Annotated in this window: 18 protein-coding genes; 11 read left to right on the forward strand and 7 right to left on the reverse strand. The window is 40.8% G+C overall.

The annotated features are described in order from the left end of the window. Window position 1: 1 nt before the first annotated feature. From CZ360_RS05290 to CZ360_RS05305, 4 genes are all read right to left on the reverse strand, one after another. Window positions 2-565, reverse strand: a complete 564-nt coding sequence (locus tag CZ360_RS05290; protein ID WP_077532447.1) for an MT-A70 family methyltransferase — start codon at window positions 563-565, stop codon at window positions 2-4. Between the two features lie 249 nt (window positions 566-814). Beyond that, window positions 815-2,299, reverse strand: coding sequence for an AAA family ATPase (locus CZ360_RS05295; RefSeq protein ID WP_077533158.1), 1,485 nt, complete (start codon window positions 2,297-2,299; stop codon window positions 815-817). Window positions 2,300-2,316: 17 nt separating this feature from the next. Next, window positions 2,317-3,663, reverse strand: a complete 1,347-nt coding sequence (locus tag CZ360_RS05300) for a ThiF family adenylyltransferase (protein ID WP_077533159.1) — start codon at window positions 3,661-3,663, stop codon at window positions 2,317-2,319. 57 nt (window positions 3,664-3,720) lie between these two features. After that, complete coding sequence (locus CZ360_RS05305) at window positions 3,721-4,044, reverse strand: hypothetical protein (protein ID WP_077533160.1); 324 nt, start codon at window positions 4,042-4,044, stop codon at window positions 3,721-3,723. Window positions 4,045-4,426: 382 nt separating this feature from the next. Here CZ360_RS05305 and CZ360_RS05310 point away from each other — a divergent pair, with 382 nt between their 5' ends. The 7 genes from CZ360_RS05310 (at window position 4,427) to CZ360_RS05335 (ending at window position 10,354) form a co-directional block, all read left to right on the forward strand. Then, window positions 4,427-5,476, forward strand: coding sequence for a hypothetical protein (locus CZ360_RS05310; protein WP_077533161.1), 1,050 nt, complete (start codon window positions 4,427-4,429; stop codon window positions 5,474-5,476). A 143-nt stretch (window positions 5,477-5,619) separates the two neighbouring features. Next, complete coding sequence (locus CZ360_RS05315; protein ID WP_077533162.1) at window positions 5,620-5,823, forward strand: helix-turn-helix domain-containing protein; 204 nt, start codon at window positions 5,620-5,622, stop codon at window positions 5,821-5,823. Window positions 5,824-5,885: 62 nt separating this feature from the next. Continuing rightward, on the forward strand, window positions 5,886-7,391 hold the full coding sequence (locus CZ360_RS05320) for a type I restriction-modification system subunit M (protein ID WP_077533163.1): 1,506 nt from the start codon (window positions 5,886-5,888) through the stop codon (window positions 7,389-7,391). Next, a complete protein-coding gene (locus tag CZ360_RS05325; RefSeq protein ID WP_077533164.1) occupies window positions 7,381-8,517 on the forward strand; it encodes a restriction endonuclease subunit S in 1,137 nt (378 codons plus the stop codon). The genes CZ360_RS05320 and CZ360_RS05325 overlap by 11 nt, the downstream gene beginning before the upstream one ends. Next, window positions 8,514-8,690 carry a hypothetical protein gene (locus tag CZ360_RS14145; protein WP_162841206.1) on the forward strand — a complete coding sequence of 59 codons (177 nt, stop codon included), beginning with the start codon at window positions 8,514-8,516 and terminating at the stop codon, window positions 8,688-8,690. The genes CZ360_RS05325 and CZ360_RS14145 overlap by 4 nt, the downstream gene beginning before the upstream one ends. 135 nt (window positions 8,691-8,825) lie before the next feature. Beyond that, a complete protein-coding gene (xerA, locus tag CZ360_RS05330) occupies window positions 8,826-9,809 on the forward strand; it encodes a site-specific tyrosine recombinase/integron integrase (protein WP_077533165.1) in 984 nt (327 codons plus the stop codon). An 11-nt stretch (window positions 9,810-9,820) separates the two neighbouring features. Continuing rightward, the gene (locus CZ360_RS05335; RefSeq protein WP_077533166.1) at window positions 9,821-10,354 is read left to right on the forward strand and encodes a restriction endonuclease subunit S; all 534 of its coding nucleotides are present in this window, start codon (window positions 9,821-9,823) and stop codon (window positions 10,352-10,354) included. On the opposite strand, the gene CZ360_RS05340 is transcribed toward CZ360_RS05335, so the two are convergent. Further along, a complete protein-coding gene (locus tag CZ360_RS05340; RefSeq protein WP_077533167.1) occupies window positions 10,351-10,944 on the reverse strand; it encodes a restriction endonuclease subunit S in 594 nt (197 codons plus the stop codon). The genes CZ360_RS05335 and CZ360_RS05340 overlap by 4 nt on opposite strands. Before the next feature lie 96 nt (window positions 10,945-11,040). Between CZ360_RS05340 and CZ360_RS05345 the strand changes: the two genes are divergently transcribed. Genes CZ360_RS05345 through CZ360_RS05355 form a run of 3 tightly spaced genes read left to right on the forward strand, consistent with a single transcriptional unit; the run spans window position 11,041 to window position 17,469 of the window. After that, window positions 11,041-14,208, forward strand: coding sequence for a type I restriction endonuclease subunit R (locus CZ360_RS05345; protein WP_077533168.1), 3,168 nt, complete (start codon window positions 11,041-11,043; stop codon window positions 14,206-14,208). Between the two features lie 51 nt (window positions 14,209-14,259). Next, window positions 14,260-15,042, forward strand: a complete 783-nt coding sequence (locus CZ360_RS05350) for a hypothetical protein (RefSeq protein ID WP_205411105.1) — start codon at window positions 14,260-14,262, stop codon at window positions 15,040-15,042. A gap of 6 nt (window positions 15,043-15,048) precedes the next feature. Continuing rightward, window positions 15,049-17,469 carry a DEAD/DEAH box helicase gene (locus CZ360_RS05355; RefSeq protein ID WP_077533169.1) on the forward strand — a complete coding sequence of 807 codons (2,421 nt, stop codon included), beginning with the start codon at window positions 15,049-15,051 and terminating at the stop codon, window positions 17,467-17,469. Window positions 17,470-17,905: 436 nt separating this feature from the next. Here the strand turns inward: CZ360_RS05355 and CZ360_RS05360 are convergent, their stop codons facing one another. Beyond that, window positions 17,906-18,457 carry a zinc ribbon domain-containing protein gene (locus CZ360_RS05360; protein WP_077533170.1) on the reverse strand — a complete coding sequence of 184 codons (552 nt, stop codon included), beginning with the start codon at window positions 18,455-18,457 and terminating at the stop codon, window positions 17,906-17,908. A 69-nt stretch (window positions 18,458-18,526) separates the two neighbouring features. Between CZ360_RS05360 and CZ360_RS05365 the strand changes: the two genes are divergently transcribed. Next, complete coding sequence (locus CZ360_RS05365; protein ID WP_077533171.1) at window positions 18,527-19,210, forward strand: hypothetical protein; 684 nt, start codon at window positions 18,527-18,529, stop codon at window positions 19,208-19,210. An 80-nt stretch (window positions 19,211-19,290) separates the two neighbouring features. Here CZ360_RS05365 and CZ360_RS05370 read toward each other — a convergent pair whose 3' ends face one another. Then, window positions 19,291-20,478 (reverse strand): hypothetical protein, encoded by a 1,188-nt coding sequence (locus CZ360_RS05370; RefSeq protein WP_077533172.1) that lies wholly within the window; start codon window positions 20,476-20,478, stop codon window positions 19,291-19,293. Window positions 20,479-20,861: the final 383 nt, after the last annotated feature.

Below are 20,861 nucleotides of genomic sequence, written 5' to 3' on the forward strand. Positions count from 1 at the left end.
ATCAGACCTCCTCACGTTCTTTTGCTTTATCGCTGTATTCCGGTACGGGGTAGCCGGGAATCATAACATCGGATGCAATTTCGTTGCCCCATGCATCCCAGTTTGGCTGTGGTCTTCTGGCAAACAGTTCCAAATACGGGCCGGGAGATACGCGCTCAATAATGGGGTACATTTCCTCCGGCTTATGGGAATGATCCTGAAGTGGCGCAAAGAGCCAGTTTGGCTGAGCTTTAAACTTCACAGGAGCTTTTCCACGTGTTCCAAACAGAACCGTTTCGCTTGCATTTCTCAGGTAGTTTCCTAACCCGAGACGGGGTTTAATCCAGTAAAAGGGGTCGCGATATTTAAATCCCCAGGCTTTCATGACGTCTAATCCCTCTTGGAGCAACCCATTTGGAATCCACAGCCATAGATGTGCATTTTCTTCCGCTAGATCGGCGACGGGCATATTTTTAATATCTTCTAAAGACATGAGTTGATAATGCATGACAGCTCCTCGCTTCCCTTTTTGATTAATACTCCAAGGCGGATCAGCAAGGATGGTGGAATATTTCTTTGCGGGCATGATAGTTTGTTCTCCTTTCCGGGCGGTCACAGCGACCGCCCAATCGATTTGTTAATGTGCCAGGCTTTGTCGGCCTTTGCAGTGAGTAAACCACAAAAGCAGGTTGACAAAAAGTCAATTTTGTTTTCGCTTTTATAGCGATGCGACACCCGCTAACAGAGGTGAAAATGCATTTTGTGGCATACAAAAAACGATGTTGTAATATTTGCACAAGTGCTTGAAATATGTTGTTTTAAGGCATTGTTGCCTCTAATCTGCAGGAATCATCTGTGGTTCTTCCAGAGTACCCTCCAGCCGATAGGTTCGGTTTTCTATGGCTTCTGCTCTTGCGAATACAGGAGCTAAGTAACCTTCAATCACTGACTTAAAGGATCGCACCGTCAGGCTATCGCCAGACATAGCTGCATCAATAAGGCCTTGCATGATACCCGGCGCAATGTAGGAGATGGCGTGAGAATATTCGAATCCCATCTCAATAATCTGCTTAGCCAGAATACGGGTTTTCGCTTTGGCAGAAAGGGGCTTGAAGTTGACAAAGCACTGAAATCTGGAGGCAATCTCACGGAGCACGCCTACGCCAACAAAAGCTTTTCGTGCCGCCTCATTTTCCCGGTAGATGCGCATAGGTAAGGATATATCCGATACAGGATCTGTCTGACCACCCCGGTAGCTGATATGTACCTCATTTTCCGCCAGATGAATATCCTCAACGTCATCCGATACAGTAAAGCCTATCCTACGTTTAGCGGGCTGACTGGAGCTGAGATCATAATTGGAAGTAAAGAAGAAAATGCAATGTTTAAAGTCGAACTCCCTTGAACCATCGCTGAGTGCTTTTCGGGATGCGCAACGGCCTTCGTCCAAAATGGCCATAAAGGTTTTCAAAACCTCTGGATGCGCCTTATCCAGCTCATCAAAGATAAATATCGTGTAGGGATTCCTAGCAACCACTTCAAAAACAGCTTCATCCTCATAACCGACATATCCGGCAGGAGCGCCGATCAGGCGATAAACTGAGAAAGCCTCCGTAAAGTTATTGAGGTCTGTCCAGGATATGGCATATTCCTGCTCACAATCTTGAGATAGAATCTTCGCCAGTGTCTTTGCAGTTTCAGATTTACCGACACCAGGCGGCCCGGAGGCCAATATGGAGACAGGCTTTGTAGGATTCTTCTTGGCAAGGTGCTGCGCCACAATATAGGCGATAGCTTCGGTGGAATCGTCCTGGCCGATCACCATCTTTTGCAGACGTTCCTTTAGATGTTCAAAACTCGGTATCTTTGACTCGGATTGTTCCGGCACAGAAATAGCGTTCCAGTCTGTAACAGACGTTATATCTGTTTGTGATTCCAGTTCTTCATCGACTTCTAATTGCAGAGATTGCCCTGATGGTGAAGTATTTAATGATGGGGCGGGAGAGACATTGTCTCCCTCCCCAAGTAAACGAAGCCCTCGTTCGAAAGTATTCCAACAGTCGAATTTCAGTGCATGGATATCTGACAGTGCCTTTATTAATAGGTTTCCTCCCGAGTATGCAAAATATGGTTCCGTGAATATACCGTAAGTATCTCGGGTTGGCTTACAGAACCTCAATACTAGTTCCCTCGGAGAGCAGCTTTCTGTAAGGCGGCACTCATAGTCATAAGTGGCGCCAATCGGCTCATTATCCAGTGTATCTAAATCAATTTTTAAATTCGCAAGATCTGCATCTCTGAAAATGCTAAGCTCAATCAACTAAATCACCTCCCGGATTATGTATCGAGACTATAACTACATATAGGACAACCAGACAAAGGTTTTACTGGAACCCAAAGCGTTTCGCCAAAGAAAGAGAATTCTTCATGCATCGCAGTATCCATGAAATCTAAACCATAGTTTTTGCCTGCATTTGGAGCGAGGAGTAAAAGTACGAGATTCCGATCGGCTACTTCATCAAGCATATTTGTATATCGATTATTTCCTTTACGGTACAGCAAAAGCATCATGGCTATCTGCACCTCAAGAGCATTTGTTTGCAAAACAGACGGATAAATCGTTCCTTCGGATGTTACAGTATTTTTATATCCTTTTGCGTATTCCTCGTATCTATTGTGCAGGATGCATTTTGGGCAAGCCTTGGTGATACCAGGGTAATAGAAAGTGATTTCGGAAGCCAATCCATCGGCGTACATCTGTGGAGCCATAAACGGAACACATAGTTTTAATGCAAGGTTTAGGATTGCATCCTGAGCAGAAAAATCATCTGTACTTGCTACTATGAGAACCTTGCTCGGATCTTTGAATGTGTTCTCCGGAAGCATTTCGACGAATTCTTCGATAGTAGTATCTTTAGCAATAGCCCTCCAATGAATATCTACTTTCGCTTTTGGATTAACATTGAGAATCTTATTGGCGAGTGCTTTTACTTTTGCTTGTCCCGAGTCGGCTATATAGGAACGCTGAGTCAAGACGTTACGAGCCTCGCAAATATCGGGGTCTATAAGGATAAAATTGCCTACACCACATCTCGCCATCGCTTCTGTAGCCCCAGCAGAACCACCGCAGCCAACTTGGATGATAGTAGATTCCTGAAGCTCATTGATGGGAACCGTGCTCTGAATTTTAGAAAATAAGTTCGATGGAACCTGTGGTTGGCTTCCGGGTAAGATATTAACTTCGCGAGGTTCGCCAGTAAATTCTTTATTGCGTTCCAGCGTATACCAGAAAATGGCGCAGCCGCCATCATATCGTGGATCTAAGATTATGATTGGAAGTTCGATACTTTCCATGTCGAAGGCTTCCATAATCCTATCGGCATATTCAATGTCAGCGTCGGATAGCTGAGAATAAGCGCCTGGATGCGAATGCACGAATCCACGGAATTCAATGCCTCTTTCATACCACTCCCGAATCTTTTTATTACAGACTTCAACATCTGGTTCGCAGCTGGTTTGTGTAGATTTTGATTTATCAACGAAAAATACAGTATCTATATGCTTTCCATCCGACGAACCGAGCATGGCGAGCTGTTCAGGCTGTTTGCATGCGATAAACTGCTGAATTCTATTGAGTGCTTCCTTCGTAGGAGCTAATGATTGTTCTTTTTTCGTAAACTTCATAGTGGTTTTCTCCTTTTTGTTTTGTTAGATTTTTACGGATACATTTGCGTTGGGCGCTTATTGATAAGAGTGCGCATAAAAGTCGAAGTCGAAAGGGCCTTCTATATACCTGGTTGTGCAATCAGCCCAAACAGAAGCAATGGTCAATGCATCTTCAAAACTTGTAATTTCTCCCTCCCAGCATATATATCTGAATGATTCGTCTTCGTTTTTCAGCCAATGCGCACTGTGGCAGTCGCTTGGCCTCGTGCCATAATCAATATCCGAGATAATGTAGATACACCATGACTCTTCGTCATCTCCATAATCGAAGAACACGAATTCATAAGTCATAAGGTCGTCTATATCCCGGTACTTTAGCCTTACGTGTTCTCCATACATTCTTTGCACCTTCTTTCGGTTGAAGATTGCGAAGAGCCCGAAGGCTCTTCGCCAAAAGATGTGGGGTTAAGAGTTCCTGAAGGTCCCTGGGGGCAATGAACGCGTAAAATCAGTATCCTGACTTTCGCTGCTACCACCTTTGGATCCGGCATTAACTCTAGAGATGATGTCATCTCTTTTTTTCATAAGTCTCACCTCCTTCTTCGAGATTGAGAAAAGCGAGAAAAAATGTTATAATATATAAATCTGAGAGTGGTTAGGTCTCGTATTTAGCACCTCTCGCTTTTCTTGACGTTATTATATTGCAGGCAAATTTAAATGTAGCCGACAGTGAGGTTGACGTAGAGTTGACGTTTGAGTTGACATGAAAGGGGCCTTAGAGATGCAAGAATTAAACTATGTGGCATTTGAAAATGAATTTGTGAAATTTTGTAGTGGAGATATCGACACTGAATTAGAATATGGAGGAAAAGTTAAACCTACTCGCGAAAACATAGACAGATATATTCTCTTGCCAGCAGCTATGACAAAGGACGAAAAAGAGAAGCATCTCGTATTCAATGAGGCAATTGATAAGACGGCACTATCAAAATTCAGAAAAGGTGAGCGTCCAGTACCAAAAGCCGTAGTAGCTGCATTTAAAAAAGATGGTGCAGTAGGTATTGCAGTAGAGCGATTCATAAAAATAATACCCGAAGTGATATCGCCTCATGAGTACTTTGACCTTTCTATGGCAATATGGAATATTATTCAAACCGATGTATTTATCCCGGAGGAAGTATCTATAACTTTAGAGTGTTTGGCAAGAAGTTCAGAAATATCAATTGGAAAAGGGAAAGTGGAAGGTCTATGTTTATTCCTAGCCACTGCACTAAAGTATGCAATACTGAGAGAAACACTTATCAGGAATACGCCTAATTTGTCTCCAAGGGTTGCCTTTGTGATTAAAGAACTCAAAAGAGATAAACAAGAATCAGAATTTCTAAAAGCGCTTGTTTATGACATGTTTACCGAACTCGAAAAGCAGAAAACACGTGTCGGTGATAAATTCGCGTTAGATACGGTAAATCATACGAAATATACGGATGACGATTTTGTGGAACTTATGGCTGCGATAGCACCACTACAAGACATTTTTTCAGATGAGTTCATGCATTACGCTTCATTATTACAAATATTTGCTATTGGAATTGAGTCCAATAGAATTCCACCAATGGCTTCTCAGGAGGGGTATAATAGTCTATTCGCAAAGTTTCGTGTACCTCCAGCACCTTATATTATATTTCCGCCTTCCGTTATCGAGGCACAATACGTGGACACATCCAGTGGAGAACCAATTCGATATTCAATGAGAGTCGACGAGCAAGGAAAAATGATTTGTGAAAATGCTGAAGTATTAAAAGATTATGAATGGACTCTGCGACAAGAGTAAAAAGTCCGCCAAGATTTTTAATATCTTGGCGGATTACTTTTTATTTTTGTTTTTGAACACTAACATTTATTTGAATTTTCAAACTCAGTATGATATAATAAGCTGTAGTAACTTACTGATAAAATGTAAGCGAGGTTGAGACTATGAATGTAAGCTATAAAAAGCTCTGGAAACTTCTTATTGATCGGGACTTAAAAAAGAAAGATCTCGAGCAGATGGCAAATGTGAGCCACTATACAATGAACAAACTTACACATGGCGATAATGTAACAACGGATGTCCTCGGACGAATCTGCAAAGCGCTTGATGTTACTATGGATGATATTATGGAATTTGTCGATGAATAGAGACGATGATTCTAATAGATTAATTATGATATTCTTAAAAGATACAGATGGAGGAGTCATTCATGGCTGAAAAAAATAATGCCAATATTGGTTTTGAAAAACAAATTTGGGATGCGGCATGTGTCCTTTGGGGACATATTCCTGCTGCCGATTATAGAAAAGTTATTGTCGGTCTCATCTTCCTACGCTATATTTCCAGCGCATTTGATAAACGTTATCAAGAGCTATTAGCCGAAGGTGATGGCTTTGAAGATGATCCGGATGCCTACGAAGAAGAAAATATTTTCTTTGTTCCGGAAAAAGCACGTTGGTCTACTATTGCTGCCGCCGCACACACTCCGGAAATCGGAACAGTTATTGATGATGCCATGCGAGCCATTGAGGCGGATAATAAAAAATTAAAGAATGTTCTTCCGAAGAATTACAGCAATCCAGATCTGGACAAGCGTGTACTTGGTAATGTCGTCGACCTCTTCACAAATATGGATATGAGCGATACTGATGGCAGCAAAGATCTACTCGGTCGGACTTACGAATATTGTATTGCTCAGTTCGCCGCAGTTGAAGGCCAAAAAGGCGGTGAGTTCTACACTCCATCCAGCGTTGTTAAGACTCTCGTTTCTATCTTGAAGCCATTTGATAACTGCCGTGTCTATGACCCATGCTGTGGATCTGGTGGTATGTTTGTTCAAAGTGCAAAATTTGTTCAAGCGCACAGCGGACGTAGAGGCACTGTTGCTGTCTATGGCCAAGAGGCGCAGGCCGATACTTGGAAAATGGCGAAGATGAATATGGCGATTCGCGGCATCGATGCTGATTTCGGCGAACATCAGGCGGATACATTTACGCATGACCTTCATCCAACGCTAAAAGCAGACTTCATTTTGGCGAATCCACCTTTTAACTATCATCCTTGGAATCAAGAAAAGCTGAAAGATGATCCACGCTGGAAGTATGGTCTGCCTCCTGCCAATAATGCCAACTTTGCATGGATTCAGCACATGATCTACCATCTTGCCCCGAATGGAAAAATTGGTCTCGTATTGGCGAATGGGGCGCTCTCGACTCAGTCTGGAGGTGAGGGTGACATTCGCAAAAAGATTATCGAAGCAGATCTGGTTGAGGGTATTATTGCCTTACCGACACAGCTTTTCTATAGCGTTACAATACCAGTAACCTTGTGGTTCATATCCAAGAATAAAAAGCAGAAAGGCAAAACACTTTTCATTGATGCTCGTAAGATGGGACATATGGTTGACCGCAAGCATCGTGATTTTACAGATGAAGATATTGAAAAGCTGGCGGATACTTTTACAGCATTCCAAGAAGGAAAGCTTGAAGACGAGAAAGGATTCTGCTCTGTTGCTACTCTGCAGGATATTGAAAAACAGGATTATATTCTCACGCCGGGTCGCTATGTAGGTATTGAGGAAAAAGAGGATGATGGCGAGCCCTTCGAGGAAAAGATGGTGCGTTTGACATCCGAACTCTCTGATATGTTTGCGAAGTCTCATGAGCTAGAGGACGAAATCCGCAAGAAATTGGGGGCGATCGGGTATGAAATATAAATTAGGCGATATTTGCTCCTATGCCAAGGAAAAAGTTGAGGTATTAAGCCTAACAGATACAACTTACATCTCCACAGAAAATATGCTACCTAATAGAGGCGGAGTTGATGTCGCATCTTCGTTACCAAGCGTCGTTCAGACGCAAGCATATCGAAAAAACGATGTTTTAGTATCAAACATCAGACCATACTTTAAGAAGATTTGGTTTGCTGAATATGACGGCGGCTGCTCTAATGATGTCTTAGTTCTTAGAGCAAAAGAAGATATGGATGCCAAATTCCTTTATTATGTGCTCGCAGACGACGCTTTCTTTGAGTATTCGACTGCTACATCGAAAGGCACAAAAATGCCCCGTGGCGATAAAACTGCAATCATGCAATATGAGGTACCTGCGTTTGATTTATCAACGCAACAGAAAATTGCAGGAATTTTATCTGATATAGATGCCAAGATTGCATTAAATAAGAAGATAAACAAGAATTTACTTCAGCAAGCACAGAATATTTTCGCCCAAGAGTTCCTCTCGCTCGACAGCATCCCGGATGGCTGGCAAGAAAGCTCTCTCCTTGGTATTGCAGATTACCTAAATGGACTCGCCATGCAGAAATACCGTCCAAAGGATGATGAGCAAGGTCTACCTGTTCTTAAAATCAAGGAACTGCGCCAAGGTTTCTGCGATTCAAATAGCGAATTATGCTCGCCTTCAATCAAGCCTGAGTACATTGTCCATGATGGCGACGTAATATTCTCATGGTCAGGCAGCCTCCTTGTTGACCTTTGGTGTGGAGGGACTTGCGGATTGAATCAGCATTTATTCAAAGTCACATCCTCCTCTTACGATAAATGGTTCTATTACGCATGGACAAACCACCACTTGCAAAAGTTCGCGGCTATCGCTGCAGACATGGCTACGACAATGGGACATATCAAGCGTGAAGAACTAGCAAAAGCTGAAGTGCTGATTCCCCCACATTCCGACTATGACCGAATAGGTGGTATGCTTACTCCTCTGTACGACCTTGTTATTGCGAATCATATAGAGAACCGTGAACTTGCATCCCTTCGCGATGAGTTACTCCCTCAGCTTATGTCAGGACATCTTGATGTTTCGGAGGTGCCTTTATGAATGAAAAGGAACTGAGGGTTCCCTTTAATGCACCTCTTAACGAGGTGGACACCGAATTACAGACCTATGGTTGCCGTCAAAATAATCCTGATATCTGCGGGAATAATGGGCTTACTGGTGTTTGCGCCTTTGTAAGCAAGGATGGAATTTGTAGAAAGCCATCTCGTGCATGAAAAAAGCAGTACCAGAAGCTCAAAGGTTAAGCCGCTAAATTCTTGTTTAAAACTCTCATCAACGGCGAGAGTTAGCCATTTGAACAGCCGTTGGCGTCGTTCTCTGGAATAATCATTATGAAGGAGGATGACGAGATGAAAGAAGAAATCGTCAGCGAGGTTGTGCAGCAAATGCTTCCCTTCCTCGATAATTTTGGAGTAAAAAAGCTACAAGAAGTGCTGGAGCATACACTATTTTATTATGAGGTTACAGCATCTGAAATCGAACAGGAGGACGACAGCGAAAGCCTGATTAAGGCATTCCTATCCGCAAAGCGAATAGAAGGATGTTCCGAGAAGACGCTGAAATACTATCAGACTACCATTGACGCCATGCGTTCGGGGATTAGAAAAAGTTTGCGCCGAATTACTACGGAGGACTTGCGTAATTATTTGACGACATATCAGGAACGAAAGAACCTAAGCCGTGTAACTGTGGATAATGTGCGCCGGATACTGTCGAGCCTGTTTGCCTGGCTTGAAGATGAAGATTATATCTTAAAAAGCCCGGTTCGCAGAATACATAAGGTCAAAACAGCTACCAGCATCAAAGAAACTTATACCGATGAATCTTTGGAACTGATGCGGGATGGATGTACGGAATTACGCGATTTGGCGATGATAGATATGCTCGCCTCGACCGGAATGCGTGTGGGAGAAATGGTTCTACTGAATCGTGAGGACATTAACTTTACAGATCGAGAATGCGTTGTGTTCGGAAAAGGCGACAAGGAACGTGTGGTATATTTTGATGCGAGAACAAAAATCCACCTACAGAACTACTTGGAAAGCCGTTCAGATTCTTGCCCCGCTCTCTTTGTTTCTTTACGAGCTCCGCATGAGCGATTAAATATCGGCGGCGTTGAGGTTCGGCTTAGGGAGCTTGGGCAGAAGCTGGGCATCCAAAAGGTGCATCCACACAAGTTCCGTCGGACATTAGCAACGATGGCGATAGATAAAGGAATGCCTATTGAGCAATTGCAGCGACTATTGGGGCATAGTAAAATAGACACAACCTTACAGTATGCAATGGTTAAACAGAGTAACGTTAAGTTGGCGCACAAGAAATACATAGGATAGAGAGGGTTAAAATGACTGGTTGGACATCAAGAAAACTGAAAGATATAGCAGATTTCAATCCGAAGGAATCAATTACAAAAGGAGCGATTGCTAAGAAAATTGCCATGGACAAGCTACAGCCGTTCTGCCGAGATATACCAGAATATGAGTTTGAATCATTTTCTGGTGGCACGAAGTTTCGCAATGGAGACACGATTATGGCTAGAATTACTCCTTGCTTAGAGAATGGAAAAACTGCGAAAGTGAATATTCTTGATGACGGGGAGGTCGGCTTCGGCTCTACCGAGTATATTGTGTTCCGCGCTAAGGATGGCGTGGATGAAGACTTTGTTTATTATCTTGTTTGTAGCCCTCTGGTTCGTGATCCTGCAATAAAGTCGATGGTAGGATCATCTGGCAGACAGCGGGTACAGACGAGTGTGGTTCAGAATTTGGATATCATGATTCCGCCTTATGATGAACAGAAACGTATATCCGGAGTCTTAAAGTCGCTGGATGATAAGATAGCTGCAAATGCAGAGATAAACAAGAATTTAGCGGTTTAAATCTCAATGTCGGAAACATCAAGCTCACCTGACATAAGTTTAGACAATAACGAATCACGAAGTTGCTCTAAACGACAGATTTCATCGTAATTGTTGCGAATAGCGGCATCCATTGGAGCAACTAACGCCTCAAACTCATCAAGCTTTTCACTTGATGGTATGAGGAGAGGCATTTCGTTTAGCGAATTTCTGTTAATTGACCCAAACACAGTACCCTCTCCATTAAAAACATCCAACTGCTTTTTGAGAGAAAACATTGTGTATAGCACGAAAGACTGATGATTATTCTTTGAATGAATAGTGGCAAGTCCTCGACCGATACAACAATCGGTATGAGCCACATTTAGGTCGCCTACAGGTGCTCGAACACTCATTAAAGTGTCATTAGCACAAGCCATTCGCTTCGGTTCTGTTGTATAAAGGCGAACAGTTGGAAATCTGAAACCAAATTCAGCTCGACCTTGGAAGAAAATTGTACCATTACCATCTTCGTTATAGCTGCTTCCGTTTGGGGACTGTCCCATTGTAATATCGGCTATATCGCTCAGTGTGCCTTCTGTCCAATCTGAGCTTGCGTTATCAATAAACATCTGCTGATATATTGCCTGAGCTTGCTGCTCTAAATTCTTGTTTAATAGACCGAACCTTATGAATGGGGTAAAATATACGCAAAGGAGCGAAATATTATGCCTGGTTATACAGAGGCGGATTATGAGAATTCCGTCATAGAATTATTCCAAAATATGGGCTATCAACATTTGTATGGCCCAGATATTGAACGTGATCTCCACAATCCTCTTTACGAAGAAGTATTAGAGGATGCTTTGTCGCGCTTAAATCCAACACTGCCGCAGGATGCGCTCATTGAGGCTCTTAATAAGCTGAAGAATATTGAAAATGATTCGCTCGTCCAGAAAAACTCTGTCTTTATGGACTATCTTCAAAACGGTATTCCGGTTAGATATTTTGTTAATGGCGCTGAGCGTTCTGCTGTCGTATATCTTGTAGATTATGCGAACCCCGACAATAACTCTTTCATTGTGGCTAACCAATGGACATTTATTGAAAACAGCAATAAGCGCCCGGATGTTTTGCTCTTCTTGAATGGTATTCCTGTGGTTATTGTGGAGCTGAAATCTCCGTCGCGAGAAGAAACCGACGCAAGTGAAGCGTATTTGCAGCTTCAAAACTACAAGCATGAGATTCCGTCTATGTTCGTCTATAATGCGATCTGCGTTATAAGCGACCATTTAATGTCAAAAGCTGGAACCATCACTTCTGGCGAAGACCGTTTTATGGAATGGAAAACCGTAGACGGAAATTACGAGAACACGCAGTATGCCCAGTTTGATACTTTCTTTGAAGGAATGTTTCAGAGAGAGCGGCTGCTGGACATCATAAGAAACTTTATCTGTTTCTCTAATGAAGGCGTAAATGTCTTTAAGATTCTGGCAGGATATCACCAGTATTTCGCCGTAAATAAAGCCATTGCCTCCACTAAGAAAGCATCCGCCGATGGCGGTGATGGTAAGGGTGGCGTATTTTGGCATACACAAGGCAGTGGCAAATCTCTGTCGATGGTTTTCTATGCCCATCTTTTGCAGAAAACATTGAATAGCCCGACTATTGTAGTTCTGACTGACCGTAATGACCTTGATGATCAACTTTATGGTCAATTTGCAAAATGTAAGGAATTTCTGCGTCAGGAACCGATGCATGCTGAAAGTCGCGAGCATCTAAAAACATTGCTCGCCGGACGTCAGGCGAATGGTATTATCTTTACAACGATGCAGAAGTTTGAGGAATCTCAAGAACCGCTTTCTGAACGTAAGAATATTATCGTGATGGCAGACGAGGCGCATCGTGGCCAGTATGGATTAACAGAAAAGATTAAGATTACAACCAACGAGGAAGGCGAGGAAATCGCCAAGCGTGTAGTAGGTACGGCACGTATTATTCGTAATAGCCTTCCGAATGCTACATATATTGGCTTTACAGGTACTCCGATTTCCTCTAAAGACCGCAGTACCCGTGAAGTCTTTGGTGATTATATTGATGTCTACGATATGACTCAGGCTGTCGAGGATGGCGCAACCCGCCCGGTGTATTATGAAAGCCGTGTTATTAAGCTGAATCTTGATGCTGATACTTTGAAGCTGATTGATACAGAATATGAAATCATGGCAAATAACGCCGATCCGTCCGTTGTGGAACGTAGTAAGCGTGAGCTAGGCCAAATGGAGGCGATTCTTGGCAACGACAACACGATAAACTCGCTTGTAAATGATATCCTTGATCATTATGAGAATTACCGCGAGAATCTCTTGACCGGAAAGGCGATGATTGTAGCTTATTCTCGGGCAATTGCCATGAAAATCTATAATCGCATTCTGGAACTCCGTCCGAGCTGGACTGAAAAAGTCGGTGTCGTGATGACCGAAAGCAATAAAGATCCGGAAGAATGGCGCAAGATTATCGGAAATAAACGCCACAAAGATCACTTGGCGAAGCTCTTTAAAGACAACAATAGCCCAATGAAGATTGCTATTGTGGTAGATATGTGGCTTACTGGATTTGATGTTCCGTCGCTTGCTACGATGTATGTTTACAAGCCAATGTCCGGACATAATCTCATGCAAGCTATCGCACGTGTAAACCGTGTATTCAAAGATAAGGAAGGTGGCTTGGTCGTAGACTATGTCGGAATTGCTTCTGCTCTCAAACAAGCAATGAATGATTATACGGCACGAGATAAAAAGAACTATGGCGACACTGATGTTGCAAAGGTCGCATACCCGAAATTCCTCGAGAAGCTCTCCATTTGTCGAGATTTGTTCTATGGGTATGATTATTCCAAGTTTAAGACTGGCACAGACCTTGAGCGTGCAAAGGCTATCAGCGGTGCGGTCAACTTTATTGTTGATGTTCGAAATGAGAAAAAGAGAGAAGGCTTTATCCGTGAAGCTTTATTACTCCATCAAGCTTTATCGCTCTGTTCTTCCCTGGTGAACGAGGATGACCGCTTTGAGGCTGCATTCTTCGAGTCAGTCCGGGTACTTGTTCTAAGGCTGTCAAATACTGGCGGGGAGAAGAAAATTTCATTGCCGGAAATGAATAGGCGCATCAATGAACTTCTCAAGCAAAGTATCAAGAGCGATGGAGTTATAAATCTATTTACCGATGTGGGCGGAGAGTTTAATCTTTTTGATCCGCAGTTCCTTGAAGAAATTGCGAAAATGAAAGAAAAAAACCTTGCTGTTGAGCTCTTGAAGAAATTGATAGCGGAACAGGTCTCAATTTATCGCCGGACAAATGTCGTCAAGTCGGAAAAGTTTAGTGAGATTATTCAGAGAATGATGAAAGCCTACTTGAATGGCATGCTGACAAACGAAGAAGTTATTCAGGAACTCTTGAATCTAGCCCATCAGATTGCCGCTTCTCAGGAGGAAGGCGAAAATCTCGGACTTACCGCAGATGAACTTGCTTTTTATGATGCTCTGACGAAGCCTCGTGCCATTAAAGATTTCTACGAAAACGATGAGCTTATTGCTATCACAAAGGAGCTCACAGAAACGCTTAGAAAGAATAGGACGATTGATTGGCAAAAGCGAGATTCAGCCAGAGCTAAGATGCGTATGCTGATTAAGAAACTTCTGAAAAAGCACAAGTATCCGCCAGAAGGCATGGACGATGCGCTTAAGACTGTAATGTTACAGTGTGAGCTTTGGACGGATAATGTAATGGATACTGAGGATGTCGCCAAAAAAGTCATTCCTTATGAGAATTCTTACCACGACGAGGAGCTTTCCATGGTTGCCGAAGAACGTGCTCCATACGGAAAGAGAAATGATTAGAGATGTGGCCCGTTTAATACTGATTCTTGTTGAGTGAGAGGTTATGATTATATGATTCCATTTGTTTGTGAGGAACATGCGATTTCCGACAATACAGTTCTTACAATTATTGATATTGAAAATATAGACGAAGCAACAAAAGCCGTTCTTGATGAGAATTTCGTGTCGATATGTGAGGGAAAATCGGGATCAAGTCTCTCTACGGTAAAAACACGTGTAAGGAACTTATTTTCTTCCAAGAACCCAGAATGGATTATGGGAGCAACGGCTGAGTTTTTTGTTCATCTATATATCAGGCTCGCTGATTTCAAGCAGGAATGCTTGTTTCTAAACCTTGAAGAGAATTCAATTAAGAAGGGCTTTGATGGATATTACTCTAAGGACGGACTGGAATGGTTGATGGAAAGTAAGGCGGGATCTATAGATTCAAAGGATGTATCTCATGCAGGAAAAGTTACTCTGGCCATAAATGATCTTTCGGCGAAGGTATCCGGTAGAGATAAAAGTGGGAAAAAAGAACTACCAAACAATCCATGGCAAGAAGCCTATTCTCACGCCAGTCAGTACGATGTAGGCACTGCAGCTAATATTCGTAAAAACATAAAAGAACTCGCAAATGACTTCACAAATGGTAAATTCCGTTCAATTGAAGAGTTTAATACTATGCCTTGCGGAACTGTGTTTCTTTCTGGAGTTTGGTCGCAACCAGATCATGTTCTTATTAAAAGAGACATTGAACACCTTTCAGATAAACTGAAGGGTAAGCATGTCCACGTAATATGCGTAACACATCGTTCGACAGATCTTTTTATAGAATATATTGAATCGGAGTGATAATGAATGGATGATAATAGGCTGATCCAAAATTTAAGAACGCTGCCGCTATATAATGCAGCGATGGAAAAATTGACCGTCGCTCCGACGCGACTCGACGAAAATGAAAAGACTTTTCTCTTGACGGTAGCGATTATACTATTGAGAAAATATGAAAGAGACAACCGGCTTACCTCATTTGTGGAGTTGGCCTATTTCATCATTTTGAAATACTCCTTGTCTTTTAATGATTTTACTCCGCTCTATGATTTTAGTATTAATATTGGATATTATCCTATCTCTCGTGCTATAGCTGATCTTAAACAGATACAAATAGACAATATCACTTCTGCAATTATCCCCACCCTGATTGATGATGGCTATAAACGCGAGTCGATTATCGAAACGTATGGGCAAAAGCATACAAGAGATCGGATATTAAATAGTACCAGTAAAGACATTTGCTATATTGCCCCTACCTCCTTTGGAAAAAGCAGTATTATTCTTGATCATATTGCTACGCATTGGGAGACCTTTAAGCGGGTTGCCGTTATTGTTCCTACAAAATCCCTTTTGATGCAAAGCTATCGTACTATTCGCCGTAAGAAGTTTGGCGCTAAAATTATTATACACGATGAAATGTATAGCAATGAAGAACGTTTTATTGCCGTATTGACTCAAGAAAGAGCGTTAAGGCTTCTCGATAAGCACGATATATTCTTTGACTGCTTATATATTGATGAGGCTCATAGGCTCCTGGAACGTGATTCTCGGTCAATACTACTATCTCGCTTAATAAGGCTTAATCGTCAGCGCAGTAAAGAATCTGAAGTGATATATCTGTCCCCGTTAGTTACGGATACGAACAACCTCAAAACAGATGAATCGCAGGAGATATTTGAACAGCGCATTAGATTCAACATTAAAGAACCCGAGCTTTTCGAGTATTGCATAGATGGTACAGTCCAGAAGTACAATCGTTTTACCGACACGTTCTTTCCTGTCGGTCATAGCGAAACAATGTTTAGCTATATCAATCAAAATGCAACTGATAAATCTTTCTGCTATCTGTATGCGCCTAGGAAAATTGAGCAATTTGCAGAAGAGTTTTCTCAATTAATAACAACAGTTCAAGACAGTCCAGTATTGAAGGAGGTTATTAAAAGCCTTAAAGAATACGTCCATGACGATTTTTACGCTATCGACTATATTAAGAAAGGCATCATCTATTTGCATGGTAAAATGCCAGATAACGTAAAAGAATACTTAGAATACAAATACTCTCAAATTCCTGAGCTTAAGTTCATAATTGCAAACAAGGTCATTCTGGAGGGTATCAATTTACCTATTAGTTCGCTATTTATCCTTAACGGAACTAATTTATATGGGAAAGATCTTACAAATCTAATAGGTCGAGTGAACAGGTTAAACCTTGTTTTTTCACAACCACCGAACCTTGGGTTACTAATGCCTCAGGTTCATTTCGTCAATAGCGAAGAATACAACAGACGTAGAGGTAATTTTGAAAATAAAATGCGACTTTTACGCAGTTCGGTTTTTGCGGATAACGTTAAGAATCCTACCCTCGAGAATTTCGATATCGAGAATAAGGAAAATAAGGACAATGTCGACAAGTGTAAAGAGATTGTCGAGAATGAAAACCTTTTCTTTTCTATTGCTAAAGATCCGATACAAGAGCTAAAACGTCAAATGATTGCCCTCGGGATGAATACTATATATACTATTTCAGACGATCTTTGTCAGATGATCCTGGAAAAAATCAATCGAATTAAGGATCATCCTAAGCTACACGAGAGCCATTTTTTGGAGCGATTACGCTACCTATTTATTAGACATTGTGATGGTAGTATTATCGATGATGAATTCGCCCGTTTAAAGAACGATAAAGCGATCGCATATTATAAGATGTTTTTTAAAAATAGAAAGCAGTCGCTTAAGGAGAACGTTGCTGGAGAAGTTGCCTATTTCCAAAGGCGTATTGCTGAAGGCGATAGCTTAATGTACATCGGAGAAAGCTATGGTGAAGAGCCCTATACAACAATCGGACGCGAGTCCTATCATAATGTTTATATTGATCTAAGCAAAAAGAACAGTCGGCAATTAGCGAACATCGCTATTGTAAAGCAGAAGATTGAGGAGGACTTTGTAAGTTTCAAATTACGTATGTTCTTCCAGCTGATGTTGGACTATTCTATACTGAGTGAAGATGAATACTATGAAATTCTTTATGGAACGACGGATAGGAAAAAGATATATCTCGTAAAGACCGGTTTAACGATCAATTTGATCAATCGACTAGAAAAAGATAACCAGCTGCAAAATATTACATTTGATAGGAATGGAAACCTTATTACAAATGCTTTATTTGAGACCTATCTGAAAGAAGCCGACGACTTTTATAGATTTGAGCTTAGTCGCTTTCTGTAATTTCCTCGTTTTTAGAATTTTCTGATTCGAGAATAAGATAACAAGAGTATTAAACTCATGCTTGTATGGTTACGGAAAGATGAGTATCTTGTACTCATACTTAAATAGGAGACTCGATATGCTCGAGAGGATAGGCTGGTGGATTCATGCTCTGTGGGGGCGATATAAGCTGAATAGGAAGCTAAAGAAAATGCCATAAATAATAAGCTCGCCTTAATGCGGGCTTATTAAATGAAAATGTTTTTTCACTTTTCTTGTCAAAAAACACCTAAAAGAAACCCTAAGGCTATAAGTATGACCATTAGAATAATCCAAGCTACAACCTTTCCTGCTGGTGTCTCAATATCGCTAAACAAGTCGTCTAGCGCTTCACCTTCGTGTACTACATGGAATGATTTATTGTTTTTATTCGTGGCTGCCATTCTGTTCTCACTTTTTATTTAAACTTTATTTTTGCCTTCTTTATTATGGTTGACCTATCAGAAGGATACATGATAAAGGACATATTGTCGCATGAATAGCACGACCAGCCTTTTTGTAGTAGATTGTTAACTGGATATATCGAAAAGCCACTGACCCAATAAACATCATTTACTGTAAGGTTTGTTCCAAGCTCACGAAGGATTAATTCTTTTTCTTGATTGGTGATTCCGAAATATGTGAAAACTACGGTCACCCTTTTACTGTCCCAATTCCATTGTTGCCTTGTTGGAGGTTTTAGTTTTCCAAATACATTTTCCCACTTCCAGGCATCAACCAGAATAATAGTAGCATACTTCGATGCTTCGGCTATTTCATCGTCGGACATCTCAGCTCTAAGTGTCTGCAAGTAGTAACTATCTCTAGCTTTCGCAAAACTCTTTAGTCCTTCTATTAGTTCTTGGTTTTTACTATTCTTTTTCTTTGTTTTATTCTTAACCAGAGTTCCGCATGAGGCACAAAAGTTATCATTCTGATTTATCTGGCTTCCGCATGACGTACAATACATTTTCGAAAACTCGCTATTTATCCTTGCATATATTATACTAAATGCAGTAGATTTTAAAAAGGATTACTTATGTCGTTATTTAATTGGGGCTATGCTAATGAAAGCGAAGAGAAAAAAGGACTCGATAAGATTTGTGATCTTGTTTCGTCTCGCTGCTCTGAGTTTTGTAAAGATTACGCTGCTATCAATGATTATGGTTCTTTTGTTCGATCATTAGATGTAAAGTGCAAAAATGTTGCATCGGTATTTTATAGTAACTCCAATAGAGAAGCTTTAACATTCCAGCCTATGAGCTACTATGAAACTTTAGCTGATAAAATAGAAGAAGACTCGGATAAACTAAACCAATTAGCGGCTTGTTTATTTGGTGCCGTTCTTGGTGCATTATATTGCAAAACTTATAATCAACATAAGGATGCAAAGAGAGGCTCAATTAACTCCGAATATACTGAAGTGAGCGACATTTATTCAGAAATGGAGAAGGATAAAAAGAAAATCATAGCAAAGATAAAAGAAGACTTGAATGAGACAAACATCTCTAATAAAAAACTTGTATTTAAAATGGCTGGGAACTGTGTTTCTTTTTTGAAAGATCCCATGACTATAGAGATGCCGGAAACTATCGGAGGCTCCCCAGAGCTTGGGGAAATAGCTTATGCATTAGTGGATCAAAAGTTGGAAGGCGATCCATTTCCGTTAGTTGATATATTTATTACAAGTTCGCTATTTCGCGCAATAGCTGTCACTGGGTAGTGACATTCTTCTTCGTTGATTTCATAAAATAGCTAAGAAGTTTAGCAGCTCGTCTCTATGTCTTGAGAAGAGTGATTCAATTATTTGTTAGAGTTGAATTGTGGGTCCCAATGTTCGTCAGACGTTTGCATCCATTCGCCTTTTCGTTCGTAGGATCTTTTTGCGGCAGCATTCTCTAGATGCGGAACTTCCCAAGTTATTGTAAGTTTTTCTACATTAGGAATTTCTGTACCGATGTATGCGGCAAGATCAGTATTATAGAGTCCTAATACTTTTTTCGATTTTATTCCATTATTTTCTTGATTATATCTTAGTGAGATGATAGCAACATAGTCATCATTTTCTTCTGTTCCGAAATCATCAATAATTGAAATAGATATAATATCAGTATTTTCAAATTCTTCATTAATGAGACCTCTGATTTTATTTTCTACACCTTCTTTTGTATCGGTCGTCACAGAACCCTTCGAATCACCAGAATTGTTTGACGAATAATATTGCGAATCTATTATGTCATATGTAACATCAGGGGTTATTTTGATGTACATTTCCTCTATATGATCATATTCCACATCAGTAAAATAGTAAGTGATAATATTTCCGCTCTTTCTAATTCTGTAAATATCGTCTTTGAATTTATATGTTTTATCGGAATCGCTGGCGGTTTCAAGTGCGATAGCTCCCATTGCGTTTTCGAGCTCCTTAAATTCATCCTCTTTCTGTACCGAATCGCCGTACTCATAGACAATGGTTGTTTCGAACAGATCTTCTGCCAATAACCTCTCGGACGTTATGTCTTCTCCAGAATTATCTAATACCCATCTGACTTGAGCAATTGAGTGGTTTTCATTATAAGCTACTATATACATTTTTAAGGTATCGGTGATTTTGGCCACGTATAAGTTATAAAGAGAATCGTCGTCAGGATTGGTTCGCTCAAACTCCGGAATCTCCCCAAAGCGATCCTTATATATCTCCATTGACATCCTATCGTCGTTGAGCATATTCCTATAATCTTCAAGGGGAGTAAGAATAATGGCTTCATTCATATTGAATTTTATGCTGGAATCTACTTCATTATCAGATGGTTTGGCTAATAATGACCTTATTATGGAGCCAATTACTATAATACAAAGAACGAGAACGAGAAGCTTAAGGATGATTAGTTTCTTCTTAATTTTTGCTGCTTTTGATTTTGAAGAATCGTCTTTATGTTTACTGATAGGGTTGCTTAGTGTCGTTTTCTTTCCTGATTTTGAATTTGTCATTATGATTCATCCAGTTACTGTCTTTATTATATCAAGAAAAACGATAATTACTTCCTCGATGCAAGGAACTCAATTGGTGTAGTACGCACAGCGCCTTGGGCGATCTTAAGATGTTTGGAAACATGAACCATTACCGTCGCATTCTCGATTATGCAAAACAATGGACAGAGGAATAAGTCTTATGATTAATATTTATAGCATTATAGGTTTTTGCATGAGATTCTGTAAGAAACGCCTATGTCGTCCAGCTTTCTGCATTCAATGTGATATGTAGATTGCTTTTGCTGACAGGTTGTACTATCGATCCCATAGCGTGAACATGCTTCTATTGTTTCGTCTAACCGATTTGATTTTGTAACGCTATATATTATCATGACAACCAA

It is taken from the genome of Massiliimalia massiliensis, assembly GCF_900155615.1.
GTDB classification, from domain to species: domain Bacteria; phylum Bacillota; class Clostridia; order Oscillospirales; family Ruminococcaceae; genus Massiliimalia; species Massiliimalia massiliensis.